Here is a 20702-nt window from a genome sequence, read left to right as displayed (position 1 = left end):
AAGGCACCGGAGGACGTATCCCCGGTCGTGTGCGGGGCGCGAGGGTGAGTCTGGTCTTGTCCTGGTACCCCGAGGAGAGCAGAGCATGCCGTCTTACCTGTCGCCGGGCGTATACGTGGAAGAGGTGGCCAGCGGCTCCCGTCCGATCGAAGGGGTCGGCACCTCGGTGGCCGCGTTCGTCGGGCTGGCGCCGGACGGTCCGCTGAACGAGCCGACGCTGGTCACCAACTGGACCCAGTACGTCGCCTCCTTCGGCGAGTTCACCGACGGATACTTCCTGGCGCACGCGGTGTACGGCTTCTTCAACAACGGTGGCTCCGCGGCCTACGTGGTACGGGTGGGCGGGGAACGCGACGGAGTGGCGGGCGCACCCGGCGAAGGCGCCGAATCGATCGGCGGCCGGCGCGGCCGCGCGGTCGCCGCAGGCGGTGCGTCGGCGCCCGCCGCGCTCACGCCCGGGCCGGCGCAGGCACTGGGGACGTTCACGGTGTCGGCCGTCGCGCCCGGCGAGAACGGCACGCTCAGCGTCGAGGTCACGGACGCGGAGGGCGAGGGCCCCACCGAGCGGTTCCGGCTGGTCGTCAAGGACGACTCGAAGGCCGTCGAAACCTTCGACGTCTCGGCGAAGAAGAGTGCCCGCAACTACGTGGTCACCCAGGTCAAGGAACACTCCAAGCTGATCTCCGTGCAGGAGGGGGCCGCGGCCGCGCAGCTCGCCCGCCCCGACAACCAGACCGTCGCGCTCGAAGCGCCCGTCGCCGCCGGGCGGACCCCCGCGGTCCCGGACGCGGCGCAGGGCGAGCCGGTCGGCATCGCCGAGTACCTGGGCGACTCCGCGGACCGCACCGGCTTCGGCGGCCTCGAAGCCGTGGACGAGATCTCCATGGTCGCCGTCCCCGACCTGATGGCCGCCTACCAGCGCGGCGCGATCGACCTGGAGGCCGTGAAGGCCGTCCAGCTCGGTCTGATCGCCCACTGCGAACTGATGGGTGACCGGCTCGCGATCATCGACCCGCCGCCCGGCCTCAACGCCCGGCAGATCCGGGTGTGGCGCCAGGAGACGTCCAACTACGACTCCAAGTACGCCGCGCTCTACTACCCGTGGATCAAGGTCTTCGACCCGGCCGGCGGTCAGACCCGGTTGATCCCGCCGAGCGGCCACGTCGCCGGCATCTGGGCCCGCAACGACTTCGAGCGCGGCGTCCACAAGGCCCCCGCCAACGAGGTCGTGCGCGGCGCGGTCGACCTGGAGTTGCAGATCACCCGGGGCGAGCAGGACCTGCTCAACCCGATCGGCATCAACTGCATCCGCACCTTCCCCGGCCGCGGCATCCGCGTCTGGGGCGCGCGCACCCTCTCCTCCGACCCGGCCTGGCGCTACCTCAACGTCCGCAGGTACTTCAACTACCTGGAGGAGTCGATCCTCAACGGCACCCAGTGGGTGGTGTTCGAGCCCAACGACCAGGCGCTGTGGGCCCGGATCAGGCGGAACATCTCCGCGTTCCTGGTCACGGAGTGGCGCAGCGGTGCGCTGTTCGGCGCCACGCCGGAGGACGCCTACTACGTGAAGTGCGACGCCGAGACCAACCCGACGGAGTCGGTGGACCTCGGGCGGGTCATCTGCCAGATCGGTGTCTCGCCGGTCAAACCCGCCGAGTTCGTGATCTTCCGGCTGGCGCAGTTCTCCGGCGGCAGCGGGGAGTTGGAGGAGTAGCGGTCCGGCCGCCTCCGACCCTCGCTCGACAGCGCACATCCACAGGTCCCGGCATCAGCAGATGGAAAGGCTTCTTTCATGGCCGCTCAGGGTGATTCCCTCACCACCAACAACTTCGGCCTCCAGATCGACGGCGTCATGGTCGAGTACCTGCACGGCGTGGGCGAGATCGGGATGGAGCAGGACGTCATCGAGTACCAGCAGGTCTCGGCGAACGGGCAGCCCATCACCAAGAAGATGCCCGGCGTGAAGAAGGCCGGTGAGACCACCGTCACGCGCGGTATGGAGCAGTCCACCGCCTTCACCGAGTGGATCAACGCCTCGCTGCGCGGCGACATGGGGTCGGCGCGCAAGAACGCGAGCATCATCTACATGGACTCCCAGTTCAACCCGGTCAGGCGTCAGCATCTGCGCAACGCCTGGTGCAGCAAGGTGATGGGTGCGGCGGCGACGGCGGGCGAGGCCGCCGTGATGACCGAGACCGTCACGATCGTCTACGAAGAGCTGGTCACCGAGTAATGCGCCGCGGACCTGTCAGGCCCGCCACCGACGCCGCTGCCGCCACCTCCGCCTTCGCGGACGTGGCGGTCCCGCCCGTCGGGCCGGCGGAAGTGCAGCCCGCACGACAGCAGTTGCGGACCGAGTTCGCGTTCGAGCTGCCACGCGGGTACGTGGACGACATGGGCACCGTGCATCGCGAGGGCGTGATGCGACTGGCGACCGCCCGGGACGAGTTGCTTCCGCTGCAGGACGTGCGGGTGCAGCAGAACCCCGCGTATCTCTCCGTGGTGCTGCTCGGCCGGGTCATCACCCAGTTGGGCACCGTGGCACACATGCACGACGGCGTGGTGGAGAACATGTTCGCCTCCGACCTCGCCTTTCTGCAGGACTTCTACCGGCAGGTCAACGCCGAGGGCCATACCAGGGCCGGTGTCTCCTGCCCGCACTGCGAGCAGCCGTTCGAGGTCGAACTCGGCGGGAGCCGCCTGGGGGAATCGTGACGTACGCGACCGACCGGATCCATGACGAGATCGCGTACATCGCCTACCACTTCCACTGGAGTCTGGACGACATCCTGGACCTCGAACACCGTGAGCGGCGGCGATATGCCGAGCAGATCGCTACGTTGGTGACGCGCGCCGCAACGGAGCGGTGATGGGTATCTTCGACCGACTCAAGGGCCGGGGCCGGGAGCGCGGCGCGGGCGGGAACGGCACGGTGCCGGGCCCCACCCCCGAGGCGTCCGCAGGCAGCGGGGCCATTGCCGGCAACGGTGCTGCTGCGGGCACCGGTGCCGGTGCTTCCGGAGGGGGACGTGACTGGGCCGCTCTGCCACCGATCCAGCGCGTCATACCGGCGTCGGCGCGGCAGACGGTCGCGTCCGCGGATTTCGGCGGCTCCCTGACCACCTGGCAGAACCACTCCTTCTCCGGCACGCTCTCGCACGCCGTGCTGGACGGCGCCCCGACCGGTCTCATCAAGGACACGCTGTCGTTCGCCCGAGGATCCGGGGCGGGCGGCCCCGCCAAGGCAACGCTCTTCCCGGCGCCCGCTGTCGTCGACGCCGGTGACGGAGTGAGAAGTGACCGAGGGGGAAGTGGCGGAGGCGGCGGTGACGCGCCCGGGCCGGTGCCTTTCGTGCAGCGCGCCCAGGGTTCGCGGATCGCTCCCGTCGGGCCCCGGCCGCCGCGACCTGCGCCCTCGGCGCTGACGCGGGCCTCCGCCCCGCGCACGGGACACCGCCGGGTGCTTCCCGCAGTGGCACCGGGCAGCGTGACGGCCGCCCCGCCAGGCGCCGGGGGAGCGGCGCGGACGGCTGCGCTCGCGCCCCTTCCGGCGCCGGCGCCGGCGTCCTCGTCCTCGCCTTCCGGTGCCAACTCGCCGGGGCCCGCTCCCGGCTCTCCCCTCCGTCCCCTCCCTCCTTCCTCCGTATCCGCGGCTGCCCCGGTACGCGTCCAGCGCTCCGAGGGGAGCCAGGACGGCCCCCGGCGGTCGGGTCCGGCGGGCCCGCCCGCGGCAGCGCCCCCGGCCGACCGGACCCCGCCGGCTCGCACCTCCTCGCTCCCCGTACAGCGAAGTGCGGCGAGTGTTCCCGGGCCGGCGACCGGGCGGGCTACCGTCACGCCACCTCGGCGCCCGATGCTCGGGTCCCCGCTGTCAGGACCTGTGGATCCGCCGGCCGCTCCGCCGACGCCCGCTGCACCGGTGCAACGGCGTCGTGGCATCGCCGGCCCCGTCGTGGCGCCGTCCCCGCCAGGACCGGCCTCGCCCGTGGCTCCGGCGGACCGGGTGCCTGCGTCCGGCAGCGCCGCGAACAGCGGAACGCGGCCCGTACGGAGGACACCAGCGGCCGGGCCGGAAGCTGCGGTGCGTTCGGCGGCAGGAACGTCCGGGTCAGGCGTGTCGTCCGGAACCAGTACACCCGCGATGCCTGCGCCCGTATCCCGCCCGGCCGCACGGCCGAGGCTGGGCGCTCCGTCGAGCGGACCCGTCGGCGGTGATACGACGATTCCTCCGTCGGCTCCGTCGGCTCCGTCGGCTCCGTCGGCTCCGTCGGCTGCACCGGCTGCACCGGCGGCGCGTCGGCATACGAGCGCCCCGGCTCCCGGCCGCACACCTTTCGTGCAACGTTCCCCGGCGCCGCCGACCGTCCGTCCGGTGGCGGGCCCCGTGACGCCCGCCACCGCACCGGCGTCGCCCGTGCAGCGGCGCGATTCCGCTGGGCGCGACGGTTCCTCCGAGTCGGCCACCTTCCCCAAGTCCTCAGGACCCTCCGGACCTTCCGGCTCCGGTGTGGGTGCGAGCGGCCGGGGATCGGGATCCGGCACGGTCGCCGGACCACCCGTCGCTCCGACGCGTGCGCCCGCGGAGCGGGCCGGCCGGCCGGCGCCGGTGCAGCGGCTCGCTGCCCCGGGGACATCCGGCAGCACTGGTACTCCGACGCCGAGCCGTCCCAGTGGCGGGGCCGGTCCTGTGGGCACAGCGTCCACCGGCTCCCGTGCGAACGACCCTGCCGTACCTACGCGTCCGCCCGCGGTGGGCACTTCCGGTCCGGCGTCCAGCGGTCCGGTGGTTCGCAGTGGCGCGCCGGTGCCCGGCGCTCCCGTTCGGCCGTCCGGCGTCTCCGGCGGGAACCCTGCCGACAAGGCAACCCCGTCGACGCGCCCGTCGCCGCCCCTGGCGGGCGGATCCGGAGTCGCTCGGTCCGCCACTGCGCTTCCGGTGCAGCGGCAAACGGCGGCGCCCTCCGTACCGGTGCGACGGCCTGCCTCGACCGTACCGCCGACGGGCGGCCCACGGCCGGCGCCCGGTCCCGGCGTCCGTCCCGCTCCCGGTTCGCCATCCGGTTCCGCGGGGGGAGCGCCCGTGCACCCCGCGGTGAACAACGTGTCCGGATCGCGTCGTTCGGGTGGCGCGCCGCCCGTGCAGCGGTCGTCCCCCGCCCCAGCCCCGGCCCCGGTCCAGCACCCGGCCCCGGTCCGGACCCCTTCCCCCGCCCGGACCCCTGCCTCCGCGCCGGCCCCCCGCACCTTCGCGGCCCCGGCGGCGAGTGCCGGGCCATCCGTGACGCGGTCGTCCGCCGTGTCCGTCGCATCTGCCACACCCCTGGCGTCTGCCGAGGGGCGGGGGCTGACACCGGTCGCTCCGCTGCTGGGTTCCTCACGGCCGGTCACGGCCGCCGGGTTCACGCCGCCGCCGGTGGGGCGGCGCTCCGCGACTCCTGCTCCGGCAGCCGTCGCGCGGCGGCCCGCCGCTCCCGGGACGGCCGCGCTCCCGGCCGTCCGCAGTGCCGTACCACCGTCCTCGCCGTCGCCGGCTCCCGCACCCATCGCGAAGGGCACTCCGGCCGCCGTGCGTCTGCACCGCGTTCGGACCGCACCTGCCGCTGCTGCCGGCGCTCCTCGTCGGCCTGCCGTACAGCGTGCCGTTCTGCCTGCCGTGGTGCCGCCGTCCGCCGCCCGGCCTGCCGCCGCCCGTTCGCTGCCGCGGACAGCCGCTCGTACCCTGGCCGCTCCCGCCACGGCGCCCGCGCCCGTGCGACTTGCCGAGCACGAGGGATCCCGTCCCTACGGCGCACCCGCAGGTTTCCCGGTCGTCCAGCGCGCCGCGTCCGCGGCCGCGGACGTATCGGCATCGGCGGCGCCCGTCCCTGGCGGGACCGCCCGCATGCCGGTGCGGGACGCTCCCGCTGTTCCGACCGCCTCCGTGGCCCGGCCGGTCCGGAGCCCTGTCGTGTCCCTCGCGCCGGTCCGGTCCGCTCCGGCAGCCGCGCTCCCGGTGCAGCGGGCCGCGCCCGCCACCCCGGCCGCGCTGCCCACCCTTCCCCCGGTCGCGATACCGGCGTCGGTCCGCGCACCGGCGTCCGCCCCCGCGCGGGTGTCCGCCCCGCACCGCGCCCCGTCCGTCGAGCGGCGGCGGAGCAGCGACGGCGGGGGCTCCTCGGTCCGGCCCGCGCCCTCCGCGACGAGCCAATTCACACCGCGTGATCTGAAGGAGGACCAGGTGGCCGAGCTGGCCCACCGGCTGATCGAGCCGATGACCCGGCTGCTGCGTACCGAGCTACGGCTCGACCGCGAGCGGATCGGCAAGCTGCGCGATCCACGCCACTGACCCCCGCGCGCGAGCCCGAGCCGCACGAGCTGCCGTGTGAGCCCCGAAGGCCGTGAGCCCCGACACCCATGCCCCATGCCCCATGCCCCATGCCCCAACGCCCCAGCCCCACGTGGAACCGCAGGAAGGCCCCACCCGATGCCCCAGGAACTCGACGCAGGCTCCACCATCTTCTTCAACCTCACCATCGACGGTGAGAGCCTGGGCTACTTCAACGGTTGCGAAGGGCTCGCCTCCCAGGTCGAGATCGAGCAGCGGCAGGAGGGCGGCAACAACGGATTCGTCTGGCAACTGCCTTCCCGTGTCACCTTCTCCAACATCACGCTGACCCGGCCTCTCACCGAGGAGACCGCGAGGGTGGCGGAGTGGATCTCCTCGGTGACCACGGGCGTGACCCGCCCCACCGGACAGATCGCCGCGCTGCGCGCCGACGGCTCGACGGTCGCCCAGTGGGGGTTGATCGACGTACTCCCGGTGAGCTGGCGCGGTCCTTCCTTCGATCCGGCGAACCCCGCCGTGGCCACCGAGATCCTGGAGATCGCCCACCACGGATTCACGGACGCGGGGGAGGCGTAGCCGATGGACCTCTCCAGCTTCGGCATAGGCGACAGCCTGGTGCGGGCGACGCTCGCCATCCATCAGCCGCCGATCGGCAGCAGCACCAGCCCCGGCGCGCTCATGAAGACATTCCACTTCGACTTCAACCCGTCCCAGCTGTCACTCACCCGCAGGGCCCAGTGGAAGACCACGCCCACCGCCGCCGTGCGGGACGGCGCGGTCCCTGAGTTCATGGGGCCCGAGCCCCGGGAGATGGCGGTGGAGATCTTCCTCGACCGCTCGGACGACCCGGACAGCAACGACGTGCGCAAGAAGGTCGAAGCCCTGTTCTCCTGCTGCGAGACGACCACCGCCAGCATCGCGGCGAACCAGCCGTCGACCCCGTGGGTGGTCTTCGAGTGGGGCGCCTTCTCCACCGCCCGCTTCAACGCGTACGTCAGCTCCGTGGAGGCCCAGTACACCCTCTTCAACACCAACGGGATGCCGATCCGGGCCGTCTGCCAGATGAGCCTGCACGAGATCCCGAGCAGCACGCTCGGCCAGAACCCCACCTCCGGCGCGCTCACCACCCGCCGCGTGCACCGGGTCGTGGTCGGCGACTCGCTGCCGCTCCTCGCGTGGCGCGAGTACGGGGACCCCACCGTGTGGCGCACGATCGCCGAGGCCAACGACATCGACGACCCGAAGACGCTGACGCCCGGCGTCGAACTGATGCTGCCCGCCGCGGAAGAGGTCGGCGCCTGATGTCCGACATCGGCTTCTCCAACATCCTCACGGTGCAGATCGCCGGAACCAAGCTCAAGTCCCCGCAGAACAAGGACCTGGTGGCCGGCCGGGTCGACTTCGGCGCGGGCGTCCCCGGCGCCTTCCAGCTCACCTTCCGTGACGACGCGAAGGACATCCTCGCCAAGCTGAACGTCGAGATCGGTGTTCCCGTGGTCATCGCGCCGTTCTCCGACGGCAAGGGCACACCGCTGATCACGGGAGAGGTCACCGCGCTGGAGACCGAATATGACCGCCTCGGCACCTTCACCGTCATCCGGGGCTACGACAAGGGTCACCGCATGCTGCGGCAGCGCAGGGTCGCGGCGTACAAGAACAAGACCGCCACCGAGATCGCCGTCGAACTGGCGCGGGAGAGCGGCATTCCGCTGGGAAGGACCCAACGGACCAAGGGCCAGTACGGGTTCATCAGCCAGGCCAATGTCACCGACTGGGACTTCGTCCAACGACTCGCGGACGAGAACGAGATGGTGATGTCCATCAACTCGAAGGGGAGGTTCCAGTTCGTCAAGCGGCAGCGGGCGATGACGGCTCCACCGGAGAGCATGCCGAGCTCGCGGAGCGCGCTCCTCCTGAAGGGCGGTGAGGAGATCCTGCGCTGCCGCGCGGCGGTCACCTCCGCCGACCAGGTGACCGCTGTCGAGGCGCGTGGCTGGAACGTCACCACCAAGCAGTCCCTCGTCCACAAGACGCCCGCCCTGGACAACCCGGGCTTCGTCATCGGTACGAAGCCGTCCGAGGCGTCCAGGAGGTTCGGCAAGGCCGAACTCGTCGAGACCGCAACGCCCTACGACAAGCTGGACGAGGTCAAGCAAGCCGCCGACTCCCTGGCGGAGGACGTGACCTCGTCCTTCGCCGAGGTGGAGGTCACGGCGCGCGGCAACACGGAACTGCGGCCGGGCGTCGCCGTCACCCTCAAGGGCGTCGGCAAGCCGTTCCAGGGCAAGTACACGATCACGGCCGCCCGGCACACCTTCGGTGACCAGGAGCACTACCAGACGTTCCTGAACGTCAGCGGCCGCCAGTGGCGTTCGCTGTACGGGCTCACCTCCGGAGGCGGAGGGACGGGCCCGACCAGGCTGCCCAGCGTTGCCAATGCCCTGGTCACCGATATCAAGGACCCGCTGCGGCAGGGCAGGGTCAAGCTGACGTTCCCCTGGCTGGACGACATGTACGTCAGCGACTGGACCCGGACCGTCCAGCTCGGCGGGGCCAAGGGCGGCAGCATGATCTCCCCGGATGTCGACGACGAGGTGCTGGTGGCCTTCGACCGCGGCGCTCTGGACCACCCGTACGTCATCGGCGGCCTCTACAACGGCGTCGACAAGCCGGACCCCGTCGACGTGCCGGTCTACGACCCGACGCGCGGCAAGGTCACCCGGCGCACCCTGTCCGACCGCAGCAACAACCGCATCGACCTGCTCGACCAGAGTGTCGGTCTCAAGCGCGGGGTGCGGCTGTCCACCGGCGACGACCGGCTCACCATCAACCTGGACCGCACGAAGACCGAGATCGTCGTGGACAGCAAGGGCGCCGTCTCCATCAGGGGATCCGCCGGGGTGGCCGTCAATGCGGGAGGCAACCTCTCGCTGAACGCGGTGGGCTCCCTGACGATCCGCAGCGGCGGGCCGATGAACATCAACGCGGCGTCCGTCCTGTCCGTGCAGGCGGGCGGCGTCGCGTCCGTGACCGCCGGCGGGGCGCTCACCATGACGAGCACGGCGGCCATGACCTTGTCCGCCGGGGTCTCCCTGCAGATGACCGCCGCCATCAACATCGGCCTGCAAGCCGCCACGATCAAGTCCAGCGGCCTCCTCACCTCCAACAGCAACAAGGTGCTGACCGTGGGGGCAGGCTGATGGCAGAGCAGTTCGTCGGCTCCGGATGGGCGTTCCCACTGCGCATCGGCCCCACCGGCGGCATCGCGCTGGTCAGTGGGGAACGCGAGGTCGAGGAGGCCATCAGGCTGGTCCTGTCCACCGCGCCCGGAGAACGGCCGATGCGCCCCGAGTTCGGCTGCGCCATCCACGACATGGTCTTCGCCCCGGTCAACGAGGCCACCGCGGGCCGCATCCAGCACGAGGTGCACAGCTGCCTGGACCGCTGGGAACCGCGCATCGAGGTGGACGACGTCGCGGTGACGGCCGGCGCGGACGAAGGCGTGCTCTTCATCGACGTCCGCTACTCGATCACCGGCACCAACAACCCGCGCAGCCTGGTCTTCCCGTTCTACGTGATCCCCTCCCACGACGGACCCGACGGGTCCGCCGCGCCCGACGAGCCCCTTGGAAGCGACCGCTGATGGCCCTGCCCTCCCCGAACCTCGACGACCGGCGCTTCCAGCAGTTCGTCGACGACGCCAAGCGCTACATCCAGCAGCGCGCTCCCGAGTGGACCGACCACAACGTCTCCGACCCGGGCGTGACCCTCGTCGAGACGGTCGCCCACATGGCGGACCAGATCGTGTACCGGCTCAACCGGGTTCCGGAGAAGAACCACCTCGCGTTCCTGGACCTCATCGGGATCACGCTCTTCCCCCCGTCCGCCGCGCGCGCCGGCGTCACGTTCTGGCTGTCGGCGCCGCAGAAGCAGCCCGTCGTGGTGGCCACGGGTACCGAGGTCGCCACGGTCCGCGCCCAGACCGAGGACGCGGTGGTGTTCGCCACCGAGCGCGAACTCACCGTGGTGCCCTGCGAGCTGTCGTACCTCGTGGTCCAGCGGGCCGGTCAGGAGGCGGTCGACCGCACCTCGGACCTCGCGGGGGCGAAGGACGTGCACTGCTTCTCGGAGGCTCCGCTCCCCGGTGACCGCATGCTGTTCGGGCTCAGCGCCGCCGTTCCCCGGTGCGTGGTCGTCCTGGAACTCGACAGCCAGGTCGACGGTGTCGGTGTCGACCCCAGGCAGCCGCCGCTGGTCTGGGAGGCGTGGACCCCCGACGGCTGGGCCGGCTGCGACGTCGACCGGGACACCACCGGCGGGCTCAACCGCCCCGGCGAGGTGGTGCTGCACGTCCCAGGCGGCCACGCGCTCTCCCGCACCGGGCGGCGCGAGGCGGGCTGGTTGCGCTGCCGGGTCACCGATCCGGAGCAGGGCCAGCCGTTCTACACCACCTCGCCCACCATCCGCTCCGCCGAGGCGTTCAGCATCGGCGGCAGCACCGGCGTCGTGCACGCCGAGACGGTCCGCGACGAGGCACTGGGGGAGGCCACCGGCCTGCCGGGCCAGCGGCTGCGGCTGGCCAACAGCCCCGTCGTCGGTGACGCGCAGCCGCTGCTCCTCGAGGTCGCCGAGCGCGACGGCTGGGTCAGGTGGGAAACCGTCGGCGATTTCGCCGCCTCGGGGGCCGACGACCGGCACGTCACCCTGGACGCGACCACCGGTGAGATCGCCTTCGGCCCGTCCGTACGCGAACCGGACGGCACCCTGCGCCAGTACGGGGCCGTACCGCCCAAGGGCGCGCCTGTCCGGGCCCGCCGCTACCGCACGGGCGGCGGAAGGGCGGGCAATGTCGCCAGGGGCGCGATCCAGGTGCTGCGCGACTCCATCCCGTACGTCTCCGACGTCGTCAACCGGGAGGCCGCGCGGGGCGGGGTCGACGGTGAGACCGTCGAGGAGGCGAAGGTCAGGGCGCCCATCGCGCTCAGGGCGCAGGACCGCGCCGTGACCCTGCGGGACTACGAGGAACTCGCGCGCCGCGCGGCACCCGAGACCGCACGCATCACCTGTCTCGCGGCCGAGCCGGACGAGCACGGCGCACACGCCGTACGGGTACTGGTCGTCCCGCAGGCCGTGTCCGACCCGGGCGGCCGGCTGCGCTTCGAACAACTCGTCCCCGGAGACGCCCTGTTGGGGCGCATCACCGCCTACCTGGACGAGCGGCGCCTGATCGGGACCCGGCTGGCGGTCGGTCCGCCGTTCTACCAGGGGGTGACGGTCGTCGCAACGGTGCACGCCTTCCGCGGCACCGACACCGACCGGGTCAGGCGGCAGGCGCACGACGCCCTGTACCGCCATCTCGACCCGCTGACCGGGGGAGCGCACGGCACGGGCTGGCCCTTCGGCCGCCCGGTGCAGGCGGGCGAGGTGTTCGCGGTGCTGCAGCGGGTGCCCGGCGTCGAGCTGGTGGACGAGGTGCTGCTGCATCCCGCCGACCCGCTCAGCGGCCGGCGCGGCGACCCCACGGAGCGGATCGACCTCGAACCCTCCGCGCTCGCCTTCTCGTTCGACCACCGCGTCCGGGTGATAGGAGACGCGTCGTGAACGCCGGCGGGAGCATGCGCGGCTCCGTCGACGGACTCGGCTCCTCCGCGCCGCTGGGCGTGATGCTGCCGGCGGTGTTCGCCGACGACGATCTCGCGCAGCACTTCGTCGCGGGCATCGACGAGGCCCTCGCACCGCTGCACAACGTGCTCGACTGCCTGGACGCCTATTTCACGCCGTCGCTCGCGCCCGCGGACTTCACCCGCTGGCTCGGCAGCTGGGTGGGTGCGGAAAGCGACGGGCCGGACGCTGCCGGGGGCGCAGACGGCCCCGCGGACGCCGAACCGGCGGAAGCCGCGCCGGCCCCACCGGCCACCGGCCGTCCGCAGGACACGGAAGCGACGGTCCTGCGCGCCGCGGTGACCGCCGCGGTACGGCTGCACCGCATCCGTGGGACCCGGCGCGGACTGTCCGAGACGATACGGCTCGCCTTCGGAGTGGAGCCGGAGATCACCGAGAGCGGCGCGGCCGCCTGGGACGCGCGGCCCCTGGGCCCGGTCCCCGGCGAGCGGCGGCCGCATCTGCACGTCACCGTACGGCTGCCGGAGCCCGACCCGGCCGCCGAACACCGGCTGGAGCGGCTCGTAGCGGCATCTCGCCCCGCCCACATGCCTTACACGGTCCAGGTGACCGCCCCCGAAAGGACTCCCGACAGGTGACCAATCAGCAGGGTTCCCCGTCCACCCCGTCGTCCGCAGCTGTCGGCGCCGACGCGGGGAACGCGGGGAACACGTCACATCACTGTGCTGAATGCGGTACGCGCTCGACTCCGGGGCAGTCGTTCTGCGACGGCTGCGGCGCGGTACTGAGCTGGACCCCGGGGCAGGAGGAACGGGGTACGGGGACGGCAGGTCGGCAAGGCGGCGCGGGTGCGTCGGGTGCGTCGGTTTCTTCGGGCTCGGGCGGGGGCACGTCGGCCGACGGCGATGCCGAGTCCGATCCTGAGGGCAGTCCGGGTCCCGGTCCCGGCCCCGGTCCTGATGCCGGTGATCCGGCCCCCCAGGCCGGGAGCGCGGGCCCGGTGCGGGAAACCGTCCACGGACCCGTGAGCGCCGCATCGCCGACGGCGGCGCGCGCGGAGGAGGAGCCCCACCCCACCGTCCCGGCGGGCGCGACCCCGGACGCGAGCGCGCGCGCCAGGGCGCTGCTCGTTCCGGTCGCCGACCAGCGCGCCGCCGCACCGGCACCGGACGTCGCGCCGGTACTCCCCGGCGTGCCCGCCGCGGCCCGCCCCCGCGTCCAGGCTCCCAGCGCGGAACCAGCCGACGAGGCCGGTCCGCCGTGCCCCTGGTGCGAGGTCGGCAATCGTCCGGACCGACACTTCTGCCGGCGCTGTGGCATGTCACTGGCGGAGCGACCCAGTGCTCCGGAGACTCGGCACCCCTGGTGGCGCCGGATCCGGAACGTCGGCAACCGCCCGGACCCGTGGGCGGGCGAGCGCCCGCGGCTGCGTCGCGGCATCGGCCGCGGCTTCACCTGGATCGCGTACGGCCTCGCGCTCACGCTGGTGATCTACGTGGCGTTCAACGTGAATACGGCATGGAGCGCGGCGCGCGACCACTTCGCGAAGCGGGCCCAGGTCACCCCGGATTCCGCCGAGGCGTCCCGTTCCTTCGACGGCCACCCGCCGAAGGCGCTCTTCGACAAGATCAACAACAGCTGGTGGGGCCCCGGCGTCTCGCAGTCCGCCGACGGGGAGTGGATAGAGGCGCGCTTCAACGAACCCACCCGCCTGCTGGACATCCTGATCACGTCCGGCATCTCCGCCAAGGCCTCGGACCTCTCCGAGGCCGCGCTGCCGCACCGCATGGACGCGATCGTCATCACGGCCGACGGGAAGCAGACCACGCGCCAGATCACACTCGACCAGGTGAGCGGGCCGCAACAGCGCAAGTTCCGGGCGCAGAACGTCGTCAGCGTCAGGTTCGTCATCCGCTCGGCGTTCAACGCGGGCGCCGACAAGCAGGTTTCGATAGCCGAGATCGAGTTCTTCACCCGAGCCACGACCAGCGGTACCTAAAGGTTGTTGCAGAAGGTTGGGTGCGGGCAGGTCTGCGTGTGAGTGGACCTGCCCGCACCCAACCTTCTGCAACAACCTTTAGAAGAACCCCACTGCCTTCGGGGAGTAGCTGCAGTAAAGGTTCTTCGTCTGCTGGTGGTACAGCAGATGCACACGTGCTGACCTGGGAAAAAGACAGTTGGGAGGAACTCTTTCAGGAGGCTGGTCCGGCAATGGTCCGGATCTTGGTTCGCGGGCCTCTGGGGTGGGGTTCGGTGTGGGGGCCCGCGGGCGGTGCCACCGCGCCGCAGACGGCCGGCGCGAGACCGTCTCCGCCCGAGGGGGAGGCGTTCGGGGCACTGGCCTCAACGGCGGAGACGAGGAGGATCGCGGCCGTCTGGGAACATTCCCAGCAGCAGTCCGCCCAGTACCGCGCCGATGATCGAGCCCGCGGGGTCAGGGCTGTGATCCCACGACCCGCCGACCGGATCGCCCACCGCAACCGCAATCGCACAGGCAGCCGCCGCTGCCGCCCTCGTGGCTTCAACCGCGAGGTATACGGCGACGGGCGCCGCTTCGGTGGCACCTCGTGGGCAGTCCGGCCGTGTCCGGCTGAGCGGTAGGCGCCGTGGAAGAGCGCGAGTTGGAGCTGCCCGATCGCCTCGATCACGAACCAGGCGAGGTGGTCCTCGGGCAGCCAGTCGCGCAGGTCCGGGGGCCGTGGGGGTGCAGTAGCGATTGGTCTCGATTTTCATGCGGGGATGTTCTGCGGCATGCCCCGGTGTTCCAAAAGGCCTGGACGGAAAAGGATTGTGCGACGGGCTCCTTGAGAATCAGGTGCCAGAGTTGTCGACGAACCCCACGATATCGAGGTATTCGACTTCGGGTGGGACGCCATAAATACCCGTCACCTTCTCGACGATCTCCTCCGTGAAGAAGGCGCGGGCCTTCTCCTCGTCATCCCACACGTAGAAATTCCTTGCCCGAACGCCGTCTTCGTCGAGCATGAAGCTCTTGAACCGAAGGCCGGCCATGCCTTCGAACGGTCCTCGGAGTTCGCCGGCAACCTTTGCGAGAGTTGCACGATCGAACTTTTCGGTCTGCGTGAAGGTCACGAGCATGCCGATCATCGGGCCTCCTGTCGAGAGAGTGATGCTAGCGGCGGATTCTAGTACGCGCGGCCAGAAATTCTGGTCGTTATGTGCGAGTCGAACGTGTGGCTTGCGGTCCGCGATATCGGGCCAGGAACGCATCGAGTTTGCAGACTCGGATATCCACTCGAACTGGCGGGCGATGTGATGGCGGCCTGCGTCCGTGCCTCCTCGGCGTCGCGCGTTTCGTCGGGTGACGCCCTTGCGCCCTGTGGTCCAAGTCACGCGAGGTTCCTGTCAGGAATCGGGGCGCCGTCCCGCTCAAGTCACCGAGAGCAAGCGAACCGACGGGAGCATCACATGAAGCACCGCATCGTCGTCCTCGGCGCCGGCTATGCCGGGGCCTACGTGGCCGGCACCCTGGCCCGCCGGCTGTCCCCCGCGGACACCGAGATCACCGTGGTCAACGCCGAGCCGGACTTCGTCCAGCGGCTGCGGCTGCACCAGATCGCGGCCGGCCAGGAGATCGAGGTCCCGAAGCTCGCCGACGTCTTCGCGGGCACGGGGATACGGCTGCGCCTGGCCCGCGTCACCGCCGTCGACCCCGAGCGCCAAGTCGTCGCCGTGGCCGACGCTGACGGCGGCGGCGAACTCGGCTACGACACGCTGCTCTACGCGCTCGGCAGCCACGTCGCCGACCACGGCGTCCGTGGCGTGGCCGAGCACGCCTTCCACGTCACCAGTCGTCCGGCGGCGCTGCGCCTGCGCGAGCGCCTGGACAGCCTGAGTGGGCGGGGCGAAGGGGGTCGTGTGCTGGTCGTCGGCGACGGGCTGACCGGCATCGAGACCGCTACCGAGATCGCCGAGTCGCGGCCCGGCCTGTCGGTGGTGCTGGTCGCCCGCGGGGAGCTGGGCGCCCCGCTCTCCGCCGGGGCCCGCGACCACCTGCGTCAGGCCTGTGACCGGCTGGGCATCACCGTCCTGGAGCACACCAGCGTCGAAGCCGTCGAGGCGACGCGGGTCCTGTGCGCTGACGGGACCGACCTGGCATCCGACGCGACCGTGTGGACGGCCGGGTTCGCGGTCAACCCCATCGCCGCCGCAGCCGGGCTGGAGGTCACCGACGATGGCCGGATCGTCGTCGATCGCACCATGCGGTCGCTCTCGCACCCGAACGTCTACGCTGCCGGCGACAGCGTCTACGCCATCGGCGACAACGGCCGGCCGCTGCCGATGTCCTGCGCTTCGGCCGGCTTCACCGGCATGCAGGTCGTGAAGGCCATCGTGGGAAGCCTGACCGGCAGCAAGATCGCGAAGGTCAAGCTTGGCTACCCGGGCAACCACATCAGCCTCGGGCGGCGAGACGGGATCCTGCAGATGGTCGACGGCGAGGCGCAGGCGAAGCCGACGTACGTGGGCGGCCGGAAGGCCGCGCGGATCAAGGCGGGCATCGTCAGGATGTCGCTGTGGACCACCTCGCACCCGACCTTCGGCCTGACCAAGCGCAAGCGTCACTTGGCCGCCGCGCAGGACGGGGCCGCCGTAATGGTGGCCGTGTAGCCCACTTAGGGTAATTGCCGTGGACAGCAACGCCATTGACCTCTTCGACACCAGTCGGTTCGAGGCCAGCCGCAACCGGCTGGCCTCGCTGGCGTACCGGCTGCTGGGTTCCGCCGCCGACGCCGAAGACGCCGTGCAGGACGCGTTCCTGCACTGGCAGGCCGCCGACCGGCAGCGGATCAAGGTGCCGGAGGCATGGCTGACCAAGGTCGTCACCAATCTGTGCCTCGACAGGCTCCGCTCGGCACAGGCCCGCCGCGAACGCACCGTCGGCGCCTGGCTGCCCGAACCCCTCCTCGACGGCGACCCGATGCTCGGTCCGGCCGACACGTTCGAGCAGCGCGAAACGGTGTCCCTGGCCGTGCTCACTCTCATGGAGCGCCTGTCGCCCGTCGAGCGGGCCGTCTACATATTGCGCGAAGCGTTCTCCTACGGCCACGCCGAGATCGCCGAGATCCTCGGCATCACCGAGTCCGCAAGCCAGCAGCACCTTCACCGTGCCCGGCGCCACATCACCACGGCCCGCCGTGGCAGCGGCGAACTCGACCCGACATCCGCCCGCAGGATTGTCGAGGAATTCCTCGCCGCCGCCTCGTCGGGCCGCACCGAACGGCTGGTGGCACTGCTCACCGACGACGCCACCGCGATCTCCGACGGCGCCGGCCTCACCAAGAAGCTGCTGCGGTACGACGCTCCGGAGCGCATCGCCGTCATCGCACGGGCCGGCTTCAGGTCCACGCCCGCGAAGCAGCGACTCGCCGGAGGGGTCTCCGAGGTCCACTTCGCGCTCGTCAACGGCGCCCCCGCCCTCCTCTTCGTGCCCGGCGGCAAGGTCGTCGGCGCGGTGACGTTCGACATCGCGGACGGCAAGATCGCAACCGTGCGCGGCATCGCCGCCCCTGCCCGCCTCGTCCGCCTCACCGACGTCTGGCGGCAACACGAACCGGACGCGCCGCTCATCACCGTGTGGTGACGGGCGGGGGTTCAAGCCGGGTGCGGATGTCCTGACGCTGTGGTTGCGGCCTCGGCCTCCCTCACCCTGGCTCGCCGCCGGACCCAGGTCATCACGAGGACGAGGGCAGCCGCGGCGCCGTACGCGATGTTGCTCAGCGACGGCTGGAAGTGGAGCGTCGGGGCGAGGACGTAGACGGCGGCGCCCGCGAGCGGGATGCCGAGCCATTCCCAGCGTCCGTCCAGGGCGACGAGGGCGATCAGGAGGAGTGCGTACCAGGAGTAGCCGGGTGTGAGGAGGACGAAGGACCACCCGGTGACCAGGAGGGCGCCGCTCCAGGGGCGCCGCGGGTCCCCGCGCCACATCACGTACACCGACACCGCCGCGACGATGACGAGCAGTACGGGGAAGGCCCAGGTGTCGGGCAGGACCAGGCGCAGGAGCGAGTAGCGGGACCCGGACGAGGCGTCGTCGTAGCCCTCCTCCTCGACGTAGCCGCCGAGGTAGCCGAAGACCGAGCCGTGCGAGAGGAGGACGTACGGGAGGTAGGAGAGTACGGCGAAGGCAGCGGCGGGCAGGAGCACGGCGGCCGCGTCGCGGAAGCGCCGGACCCCGGACAGGGCTCCGGGCAGGACGACGGCCGGCATCAGCTTCGTGGCGATGGCGGCGCCGATCAGTACTCCGCCCGCTGCCCGCCGGGTCAGTGCCCGGGAGGCGACGAGGCCGAGTCCCGCGATCGCGAGGAGCACGCCCAGGACGTCGACGTGTGCGTTGTTGACCGCCTCCAGAGGGACGGCCGGGCACCAGGCCCAGTACGCGGCCTTGCGCAGGTCGTCGCCGCGCCGTCGCAGGATCAGGAGGAGCGTGCCCGTGACTCCGAGGGATAGCAGGGCGGCCCCGATCTGGAGCGGCTTGTGCCGGGCACCGTCGGGGGAGAGCTGGTCCACGGCCAGGAAGTACGCCTCGGCGACGGGCGGATAGATGGTGTGGACGGCAGGCCTGTTGATACGGGTGCAGTGACGCGTGCCGTCGGTGTGGGGGATCGGGGCGAGGCCGGAGCCCGTGCAGGCGGCGCCGGTGGGGAACAGCCAGGGGTCGCGCAGCCGGGCGAGCGCCGGGTCCTGGGGGGTCTGGTCGTACGGGGAGATGCCGGCGGACTGGACGCGGCCGTCCCAGGCGTACCGGTAGGAGTCGGTGCTGGTCCGCGGCGGCCCCGTCAGCCCGGTCAGCGTGACGGCGACGGCCCCTGCGGCGATCAGCCACGCGACGCTGCGCGCCGGGACGCGGCGCAGAGCCAGCAGCGCGAGGGTGAAGAGCACCCAGCAGGCCGCGTACCAGCAGAACAGGCCGACCGGGTCGCTGAAGTAGTCCCCGTACATGATGGTGCGGGCGAGGAGCGTCGTGAGTGCGGCGAGGGCGAGGGCGGTGGTCACCAGCGCGGTGCGAGGAGTGCGGGCGGTAAGGGCTTTCACCTGCGGAATCGTTCCAGGCATCGGCTCTCCCGTGGGCCGCGCCGTCGCGGATGTCCGTGATTCGTAAGGTGTTCCGGCAGCCTGCGCGGGCCTTGCCGGGGGTGTGATGGGGGCATGCGTTTCACCCTGCCCTCGGGGCCGCCCGTCACCTTCAAGGCGCGCCTGCACGATGCCCGTACCACGACCGCCATCGGCCGCTGGCTCGGCCTGGCCATGGCCGTCTGCTTCGCGACCGGTGTGCTGAGCCACTACTTCCAGCACCCGCCCGGATGGCTGGCCGACTCGCTGCCGAGCCGCCCGTATTGGGGATACCGGCTCACCCAGGGGCTGCACGTGGCCTCCGGGATCGCCGCGATCCCGCTCCTGCTGGCGAAGCTGTGGGCGGTCTACCCGCGCCTGTTCGCCTGGCCTCCGGTGCGATCGGTCCCCCATGCGCTGGAGCGGATCTCGGTGGCGGTCCTGGTCGCGGCCGGACTGTTCGAGCTGTTCACCGGGCTGCTGAACACCTTCCAGTGGTACCCCTGGCCCTTCAACTTCGTTCCCGTCCACTACGCGGTCGCCTGGCTCCTGCTGGGATCGCTCCTGCTGCACGTCGCCGTGCAATGGCCGAAGATCCGCGACCACTTCACGCTCCGTTCCCCCGGAACCCTGGCCCTGCCCGAGGCCGACGGGCCCGACCGCCGGCAGCTCCTCCTCGGCGTCACGGCCGCGGTCGGAGCGGTCACGCTCACCACGGTCGGGCAGTCCGTCACCGCACTCGGCTCGCTGGAACTGTTCGGCCCGCGCAGCCCCGCCCACGGGCCCCAAGGACTCCCCGTGAACCGGACGGCCGCCGCCGCGCGCGTCTCCGAGGCCTCCTTGGCCGACTGGCGGCTGACCGTGGACGGGCCGCGTCCCTACAGCCTCACGTTGGAGGAGCTGCGCGCCATGCCCCAGCATGACGTCACCCTGCCCATCGCCTGCGTCGAGGGCTGGAGCAAGTCCGCCCACTGGACCGGGGTCCGGGTACGGGACCTACTGGAGCGTGCGGGAGGCGGCCCGGGTGCGCGGGCTCGGGTGGTCTCCCTGGAAGCGGCGGGCGCCTACCGGGTGATGGAGATGGGACGCCTGTACGCGCAGGACCCGCTCACGCTGCTCGCGCTCCGGCTGAACGGCGAAGTGCTGTCCCTGGACCACGGCTACCCGGCGCGGATCATCGCCCCGAACCGGCCCGGTGTCCTGCAGACCAAGTGGGTCGGCCGACTGGAGGTGGCGTGATGAACTTCCGATACGTGACGGGCGGATTCGGGCTGGTGTGCGCGGCCTGGGGCGGGTGGCTGCTCCTCCAGCAGCCCGAGCCGTGGCGGATCGCCGTCTGGCTCGGGGGAGCCGTCGTGGTGCACGACGGGTTGGTCGCTCCCGTCGTGATGGCGATCGCCGCCCTCGTTGCGGTGGTCGGCCTGCGCCTGCACGGGGTTCCGCGTGCGGCTCTGATCGTCGCGGGCTCCCTCACCGCGATCGCGCTTCCCCCGCTCCTGCGTCCGGGAGGCGTGGCCAACCCGACCGTCCTGCCGCTCGACTACCTGCGCAACTGGCTGCTCGCCATGGCCGCCATCGCGCTGTTCACCCTCGCGTACGTCGGTGTGCCTGCCGTGGCGCGCCGGGCGCGCCGGATGGGCCGGGAGAGCCGTCGGGCCTGATCGAAGCGGTGCCGCGGAGAAGC

Annotated in this window: 18 protein-coding genes; 16 read left to right on the top strand and 2 right to left on the bottom strand. The window is 71.7% G+C overall.

The features are described from left to right. The first annotated feature begins 85 nt into the window (after positions 1-85). The 12 genes from JYK04_RS08145 (at position 86) to JYK04_RS08090 (ending at position 13946) form a co-directional block, all read left to right on the top strand. Positions 86-1714, top strand: a complete 1629-nt coding sequence (locus tag JYK04_RS08145; protein WP_189734388.1) for a phage tail sheath family protein — start codon at positions 86-88, stop codon at positions 1712-1714. Between the two features lie 78 nt (positions 1715-1792). After that, the gene (locus JYK04_RS08140; RefSeq protein WP_030012666.1) at positions 1793-2233 is read left to right on the top strand and encodes a phage tail protein; all 441 of its coding nucleotides are present in this window, start codon (positions 1793-1795) and stop codon (positions 2231-2233) included. After that, positions 2233-2715, top strand: coding sequence for a hypothetical protein (locus JYK04_RS08135; protein WP_189734387.1), 483 nt, complete (start codon positions 2233-2235; stop codon positions 2713-2715). The genes JYK04_RS08140 and JYK04_RS08135 overlap by 1 nt, the downstream gene beginning before the upstream one ends. Beyond that, a complete protein-coding gene (locus tag JYK04_RS08130; RefSeq protein WP_189734385.1) occupies positions 2712-2870 on the top strand; it encodes a DUF6760 family protein in 159 nt (52 codons plus the stop codon). Before JYK04_RS08135 ends, JYK04_RS08130 begins: the two co-directional genes overlap by 4 nt. Positions 2871-5947: 3077 nt before the next feature. Beyond that, positions 5948-6325: a hypothetical protein gene (locus tag JYK04_RS08125; protein ID WP_189734383.1), complete on the top strand. Its 378-nt coding sequence runs from the start codon at positions 5948-5950 to the stop codon at positions 6323-6325. A 138-nt stretch (positions 6326-6463) separates the two neighbouring features. Continuing rightward, positions 6464-6901, top strand: coding sequence for a phage tail protein (locus tag JYK04_RS08120; RefSeq protein ID WP_189734381.1), 438 nt, complete (start codon positions 6464-6466; stop codon positions 6899-6901). A gap of 3 nt (positions 6902-6904) precedes the next feature. Then, the gene (locus JYK04_RS08115) at positions 6905-7627 is read left to right on the top strand and encodes a LysM peptidoglycan-binding domain-containing protein (RefSeq protein ID WP_189734380.1); all 723 of its coding nucleotides are present in this window, start codon (positions 6905-6907) and stop codon (positions 7625-7627) included. Next, entirely contained in the window at positions 7627-9525 is a 1899-nt protein-coding gene (locus JYK04_RS08110) for a VgrG-related protein (protein WP_189734377.1), read from the top strand. Before JYK04_RS08115 ends, JYK04_RS08110 begins: the two co-directional genes overlap by 1 nt. Next, positions 9525-9968: a GPW/gp25 family protein gene (locus tag JYK04_RS08105; protein ID WP_189734375.1), complete on the top strand. Its 444-nt coding sequence runs from the start codon at positions 9525-9527 to the stop codon at positions 9966-9968. The genes JYK04_RS08110 and JYK04_RS08105 overlap by 1 nt, the downstream gene beginning before the upstream one ends. Then, a complete protein-coding gene (locus JYK04_RS08100; protein ID WP_189734373.1) occupies positions 9968-11926 on the top strand; it encodes a putative baseplate assembly protein in 1959 nt (652 codons plus the stop codon). Before JYK04_RS08105 ends, JYK04_RS08100 begins: the two co-directional genes overlap by 1 nt. A gap of 14 nt (positions 11927-11940) precedes the next feature. After that, complete coding sequence (locus JYK04_RS08095) at positions 11941-12585, top strand: phage tail protein (protein WP_189734769.1); 645 nt, start codon at positions 11941-11943, stop codon at positions 12583-12585. Positions 12586-12971: 386 nt separating this feature from the next. Next, positions 12972-13946, top strand: coding sequence for an NADase-type glycan-binding domain-containing protein (locus JYK04_RS08090; protein ID WP_308430992.1), 975 nt, complete (start codon positions 12972-12974; stop codon positions 13944-13946). 812 nt (positions 13947-14758) lie between these two features. On the opposite strand, the gene JYK04_RS08085 is transcribed toward JYK04_RS08090, so the two are convergent. Continuing rightward, positions 14759-15055, bottom strand: coding sequence for a hypothetical protein (locus JYK04_RS08085; protein WP_189734369.1), 297 nt, complete (start codon positions 15053-15055; stop codon positions 14759-14761). Between the two features lie 321 nt (positions 15056-15376). Here JYK04_RS08085 and JYK04_RS08080 point away from each other — a divergent pair, with 321 nt between their 5' ends. Both JYK04_RS08080 and JYK04_RS08075 read left to right on the top strand, forming a co-directional pair. Beyond that, positions 15377-16576: an NAD(P)/FAD-dependent oxidoreductase gene (locus JYK04_RS08080; protein ID WP_189734368.1), complete on the top strand. Its 1200-nt coding sequence runs from the start codon at positions 15377-15379 to the stop codon at positions 16574-16576. Between the two features lie 19 nt (positions 16577-16595). Continuing rightward, positions 16596-17549 (top strand): sigma-70 family RNA polymerase sigma factor, encoded by a 954-nt coding sequence (locus tag JYK04_RS08075; RefSeq protein WP_189734367.1) that lies wholly within the window; start codon positions 16596-16598, stop codon positions 17547-17549. A gap of 11 nt (positions 17550-17560) precedes the next feature. Here JYK04_RS08075 and JYK04_RS08070 read toward each other — a convergent pair whose 3' ends face one another. Further along, entirely contained in the window at positions 17561-19021 is a 1461-nt protein-coding gene (locus JYK04_RS08070; protein ID WP_189734366.1) for a glycosyltransferase family 87 protein, read from the bottom strand. Between the two features lie 93 nt (positions 19022-19114). Here JYK04_RS08070 and JYK04_RS08065 point away from each other — a divergent pair, with 93 nt between their 5' ends. Next, complete coding sequence (locus JYK04_RS08065; RefSeq protein ID WP_189734365.1) at positions 19115-20257, top strand: molybdopterin-dependent oxidoreductase; 1143 nt, start codon at positions 19115-19117, stop codon at positions 20255-20257. Beyond that, complete coding sequence (locus tag JYK04_RS08060) at positions 20257-20679, top strand: hypothetical protein (protein ID WP_189734363.1); 423 nt, start codon at positions 20257-20259, stop codon at positions 20677-20679. The genes JYK04_RS08065 and JYK04_RS08060 overlap by 1 nt, the downstream gene beginning before the upstream one ends. Positions 20680-20702 lie beyond the last annotated feature (23 nt).

The organism is Streptomyces nojiriensis (assembly GCF_017639205.1).
Lineage (GTDB): Bacteria > Actinomycetota > Actinomycetes > Streptomycetales > Streptomycetaceae > Streptomyces > Streptomyces nojiriensis.
The sequence above is the reverse complement of the archived record's forward strand: the minus strand, read 5'-3'. Positions and strand labels throughout refer to the sequence as shown.

Bases quoted from the DNA above. Each gene is read 5' to 3' on its own strand.
- JYK04_RS08140 (WP_030012666.1), top strand. From the start codon at position 1,793: ATGGCCGCTCAGGGTGATTCCCTCACCACCAACAACTTCGGCCTCCAG.
- JYK04_RS08085 (WP_189734369.1), bottom strand. From the start codon at position 15,055: ATGATCGGCATGCTCGTGACCTTCACGCAGACCGAAAAGTTCGATCGT.
- JYK04_RS08105 (WP_189734375.1), top strand. From the start codon at position 9,525: ATGGCAGAGCAGTTCGTCGGCTCCGGATGGGCGTTCCCACTGCGCATC.
- JYK04_RS08100 (WP_189734373.1), top strand. From the start codon at position 9,968: ATGGCCCTGCCCTCCCCGAACCTCGACGACCGGCGCTTCCAGCAGTTC.
- JYK04_RS08080 (WP_189734368.1), top strand. From the start codon at position 15,377: ATGAAGCACCGCATCGTCGTCCTCGGCGCCGGCTATGCCGGGGCCTAC.
- JYK04_RS08065 (WP_189734365.1), top strand. From the start codon at position 19,115: ATGCGTTTCACCCTGCCCTCGGGGCCGCCCGTCACCTTCAAGGCGCGC.
- JYK04_RS08060 (WP_189734363.1), top strand. From the start codon at position 20,257: ATGAACTTCCGATACGTGACGGGCGGATTCGGGCTGGTGTGCGCGGCC.
- JYK04_RS08115 (WP_189734380.1), top strand. From the start codon at position 6,905: ATGGACCTCTCCAGCTTCGGCATAGGCGACAGCCTGGTGCGGGCGACG.
- JYK04_RS08110 (WP_189734377.1), top strand. From the start codon at position 7,627: ATGTCCGACATCGGCTTCTCCAACATCCTCACGGTGCAGATCGCCGGA.
- JYK04_RS08070 (WP_189734366.1), bottom strand. From the start codon at position 19,021: ATGCCTGGAACGATTCCGCAGGTGAAAGCCCTTACCGCCCGCACTCCT.
- JYK04_RS08145 (WP_189734388.1), top strand. From the start codon at position 86: ATGCCGTCTTACCTGTCGCCGGGCGTATACGTGGAAGAGGTGGCCAGC.
- JYK04_RS08135 (WP_189734387.1), top strand. From the start codon at position 2,233: ATGCGCCGCGGACCTGTCAGGCCCGCCACCGACGCCGCTGCCGCCACC.
- JYK04_RS08095 (WP_189734769.1), top strand. From the start codon at position 11,941: ATGCGCGGCTCCGTCGACGGACTCGGCTCCTCCGCGCCGCTGGGCGTG.
- JYK04_RS08120 (WP_189734381.1), top strand. From the start codon at position 6,464: ATGCCCCAGGAACTCGACGCAGGCTCCACCATCTTCTTCAACCTCACC.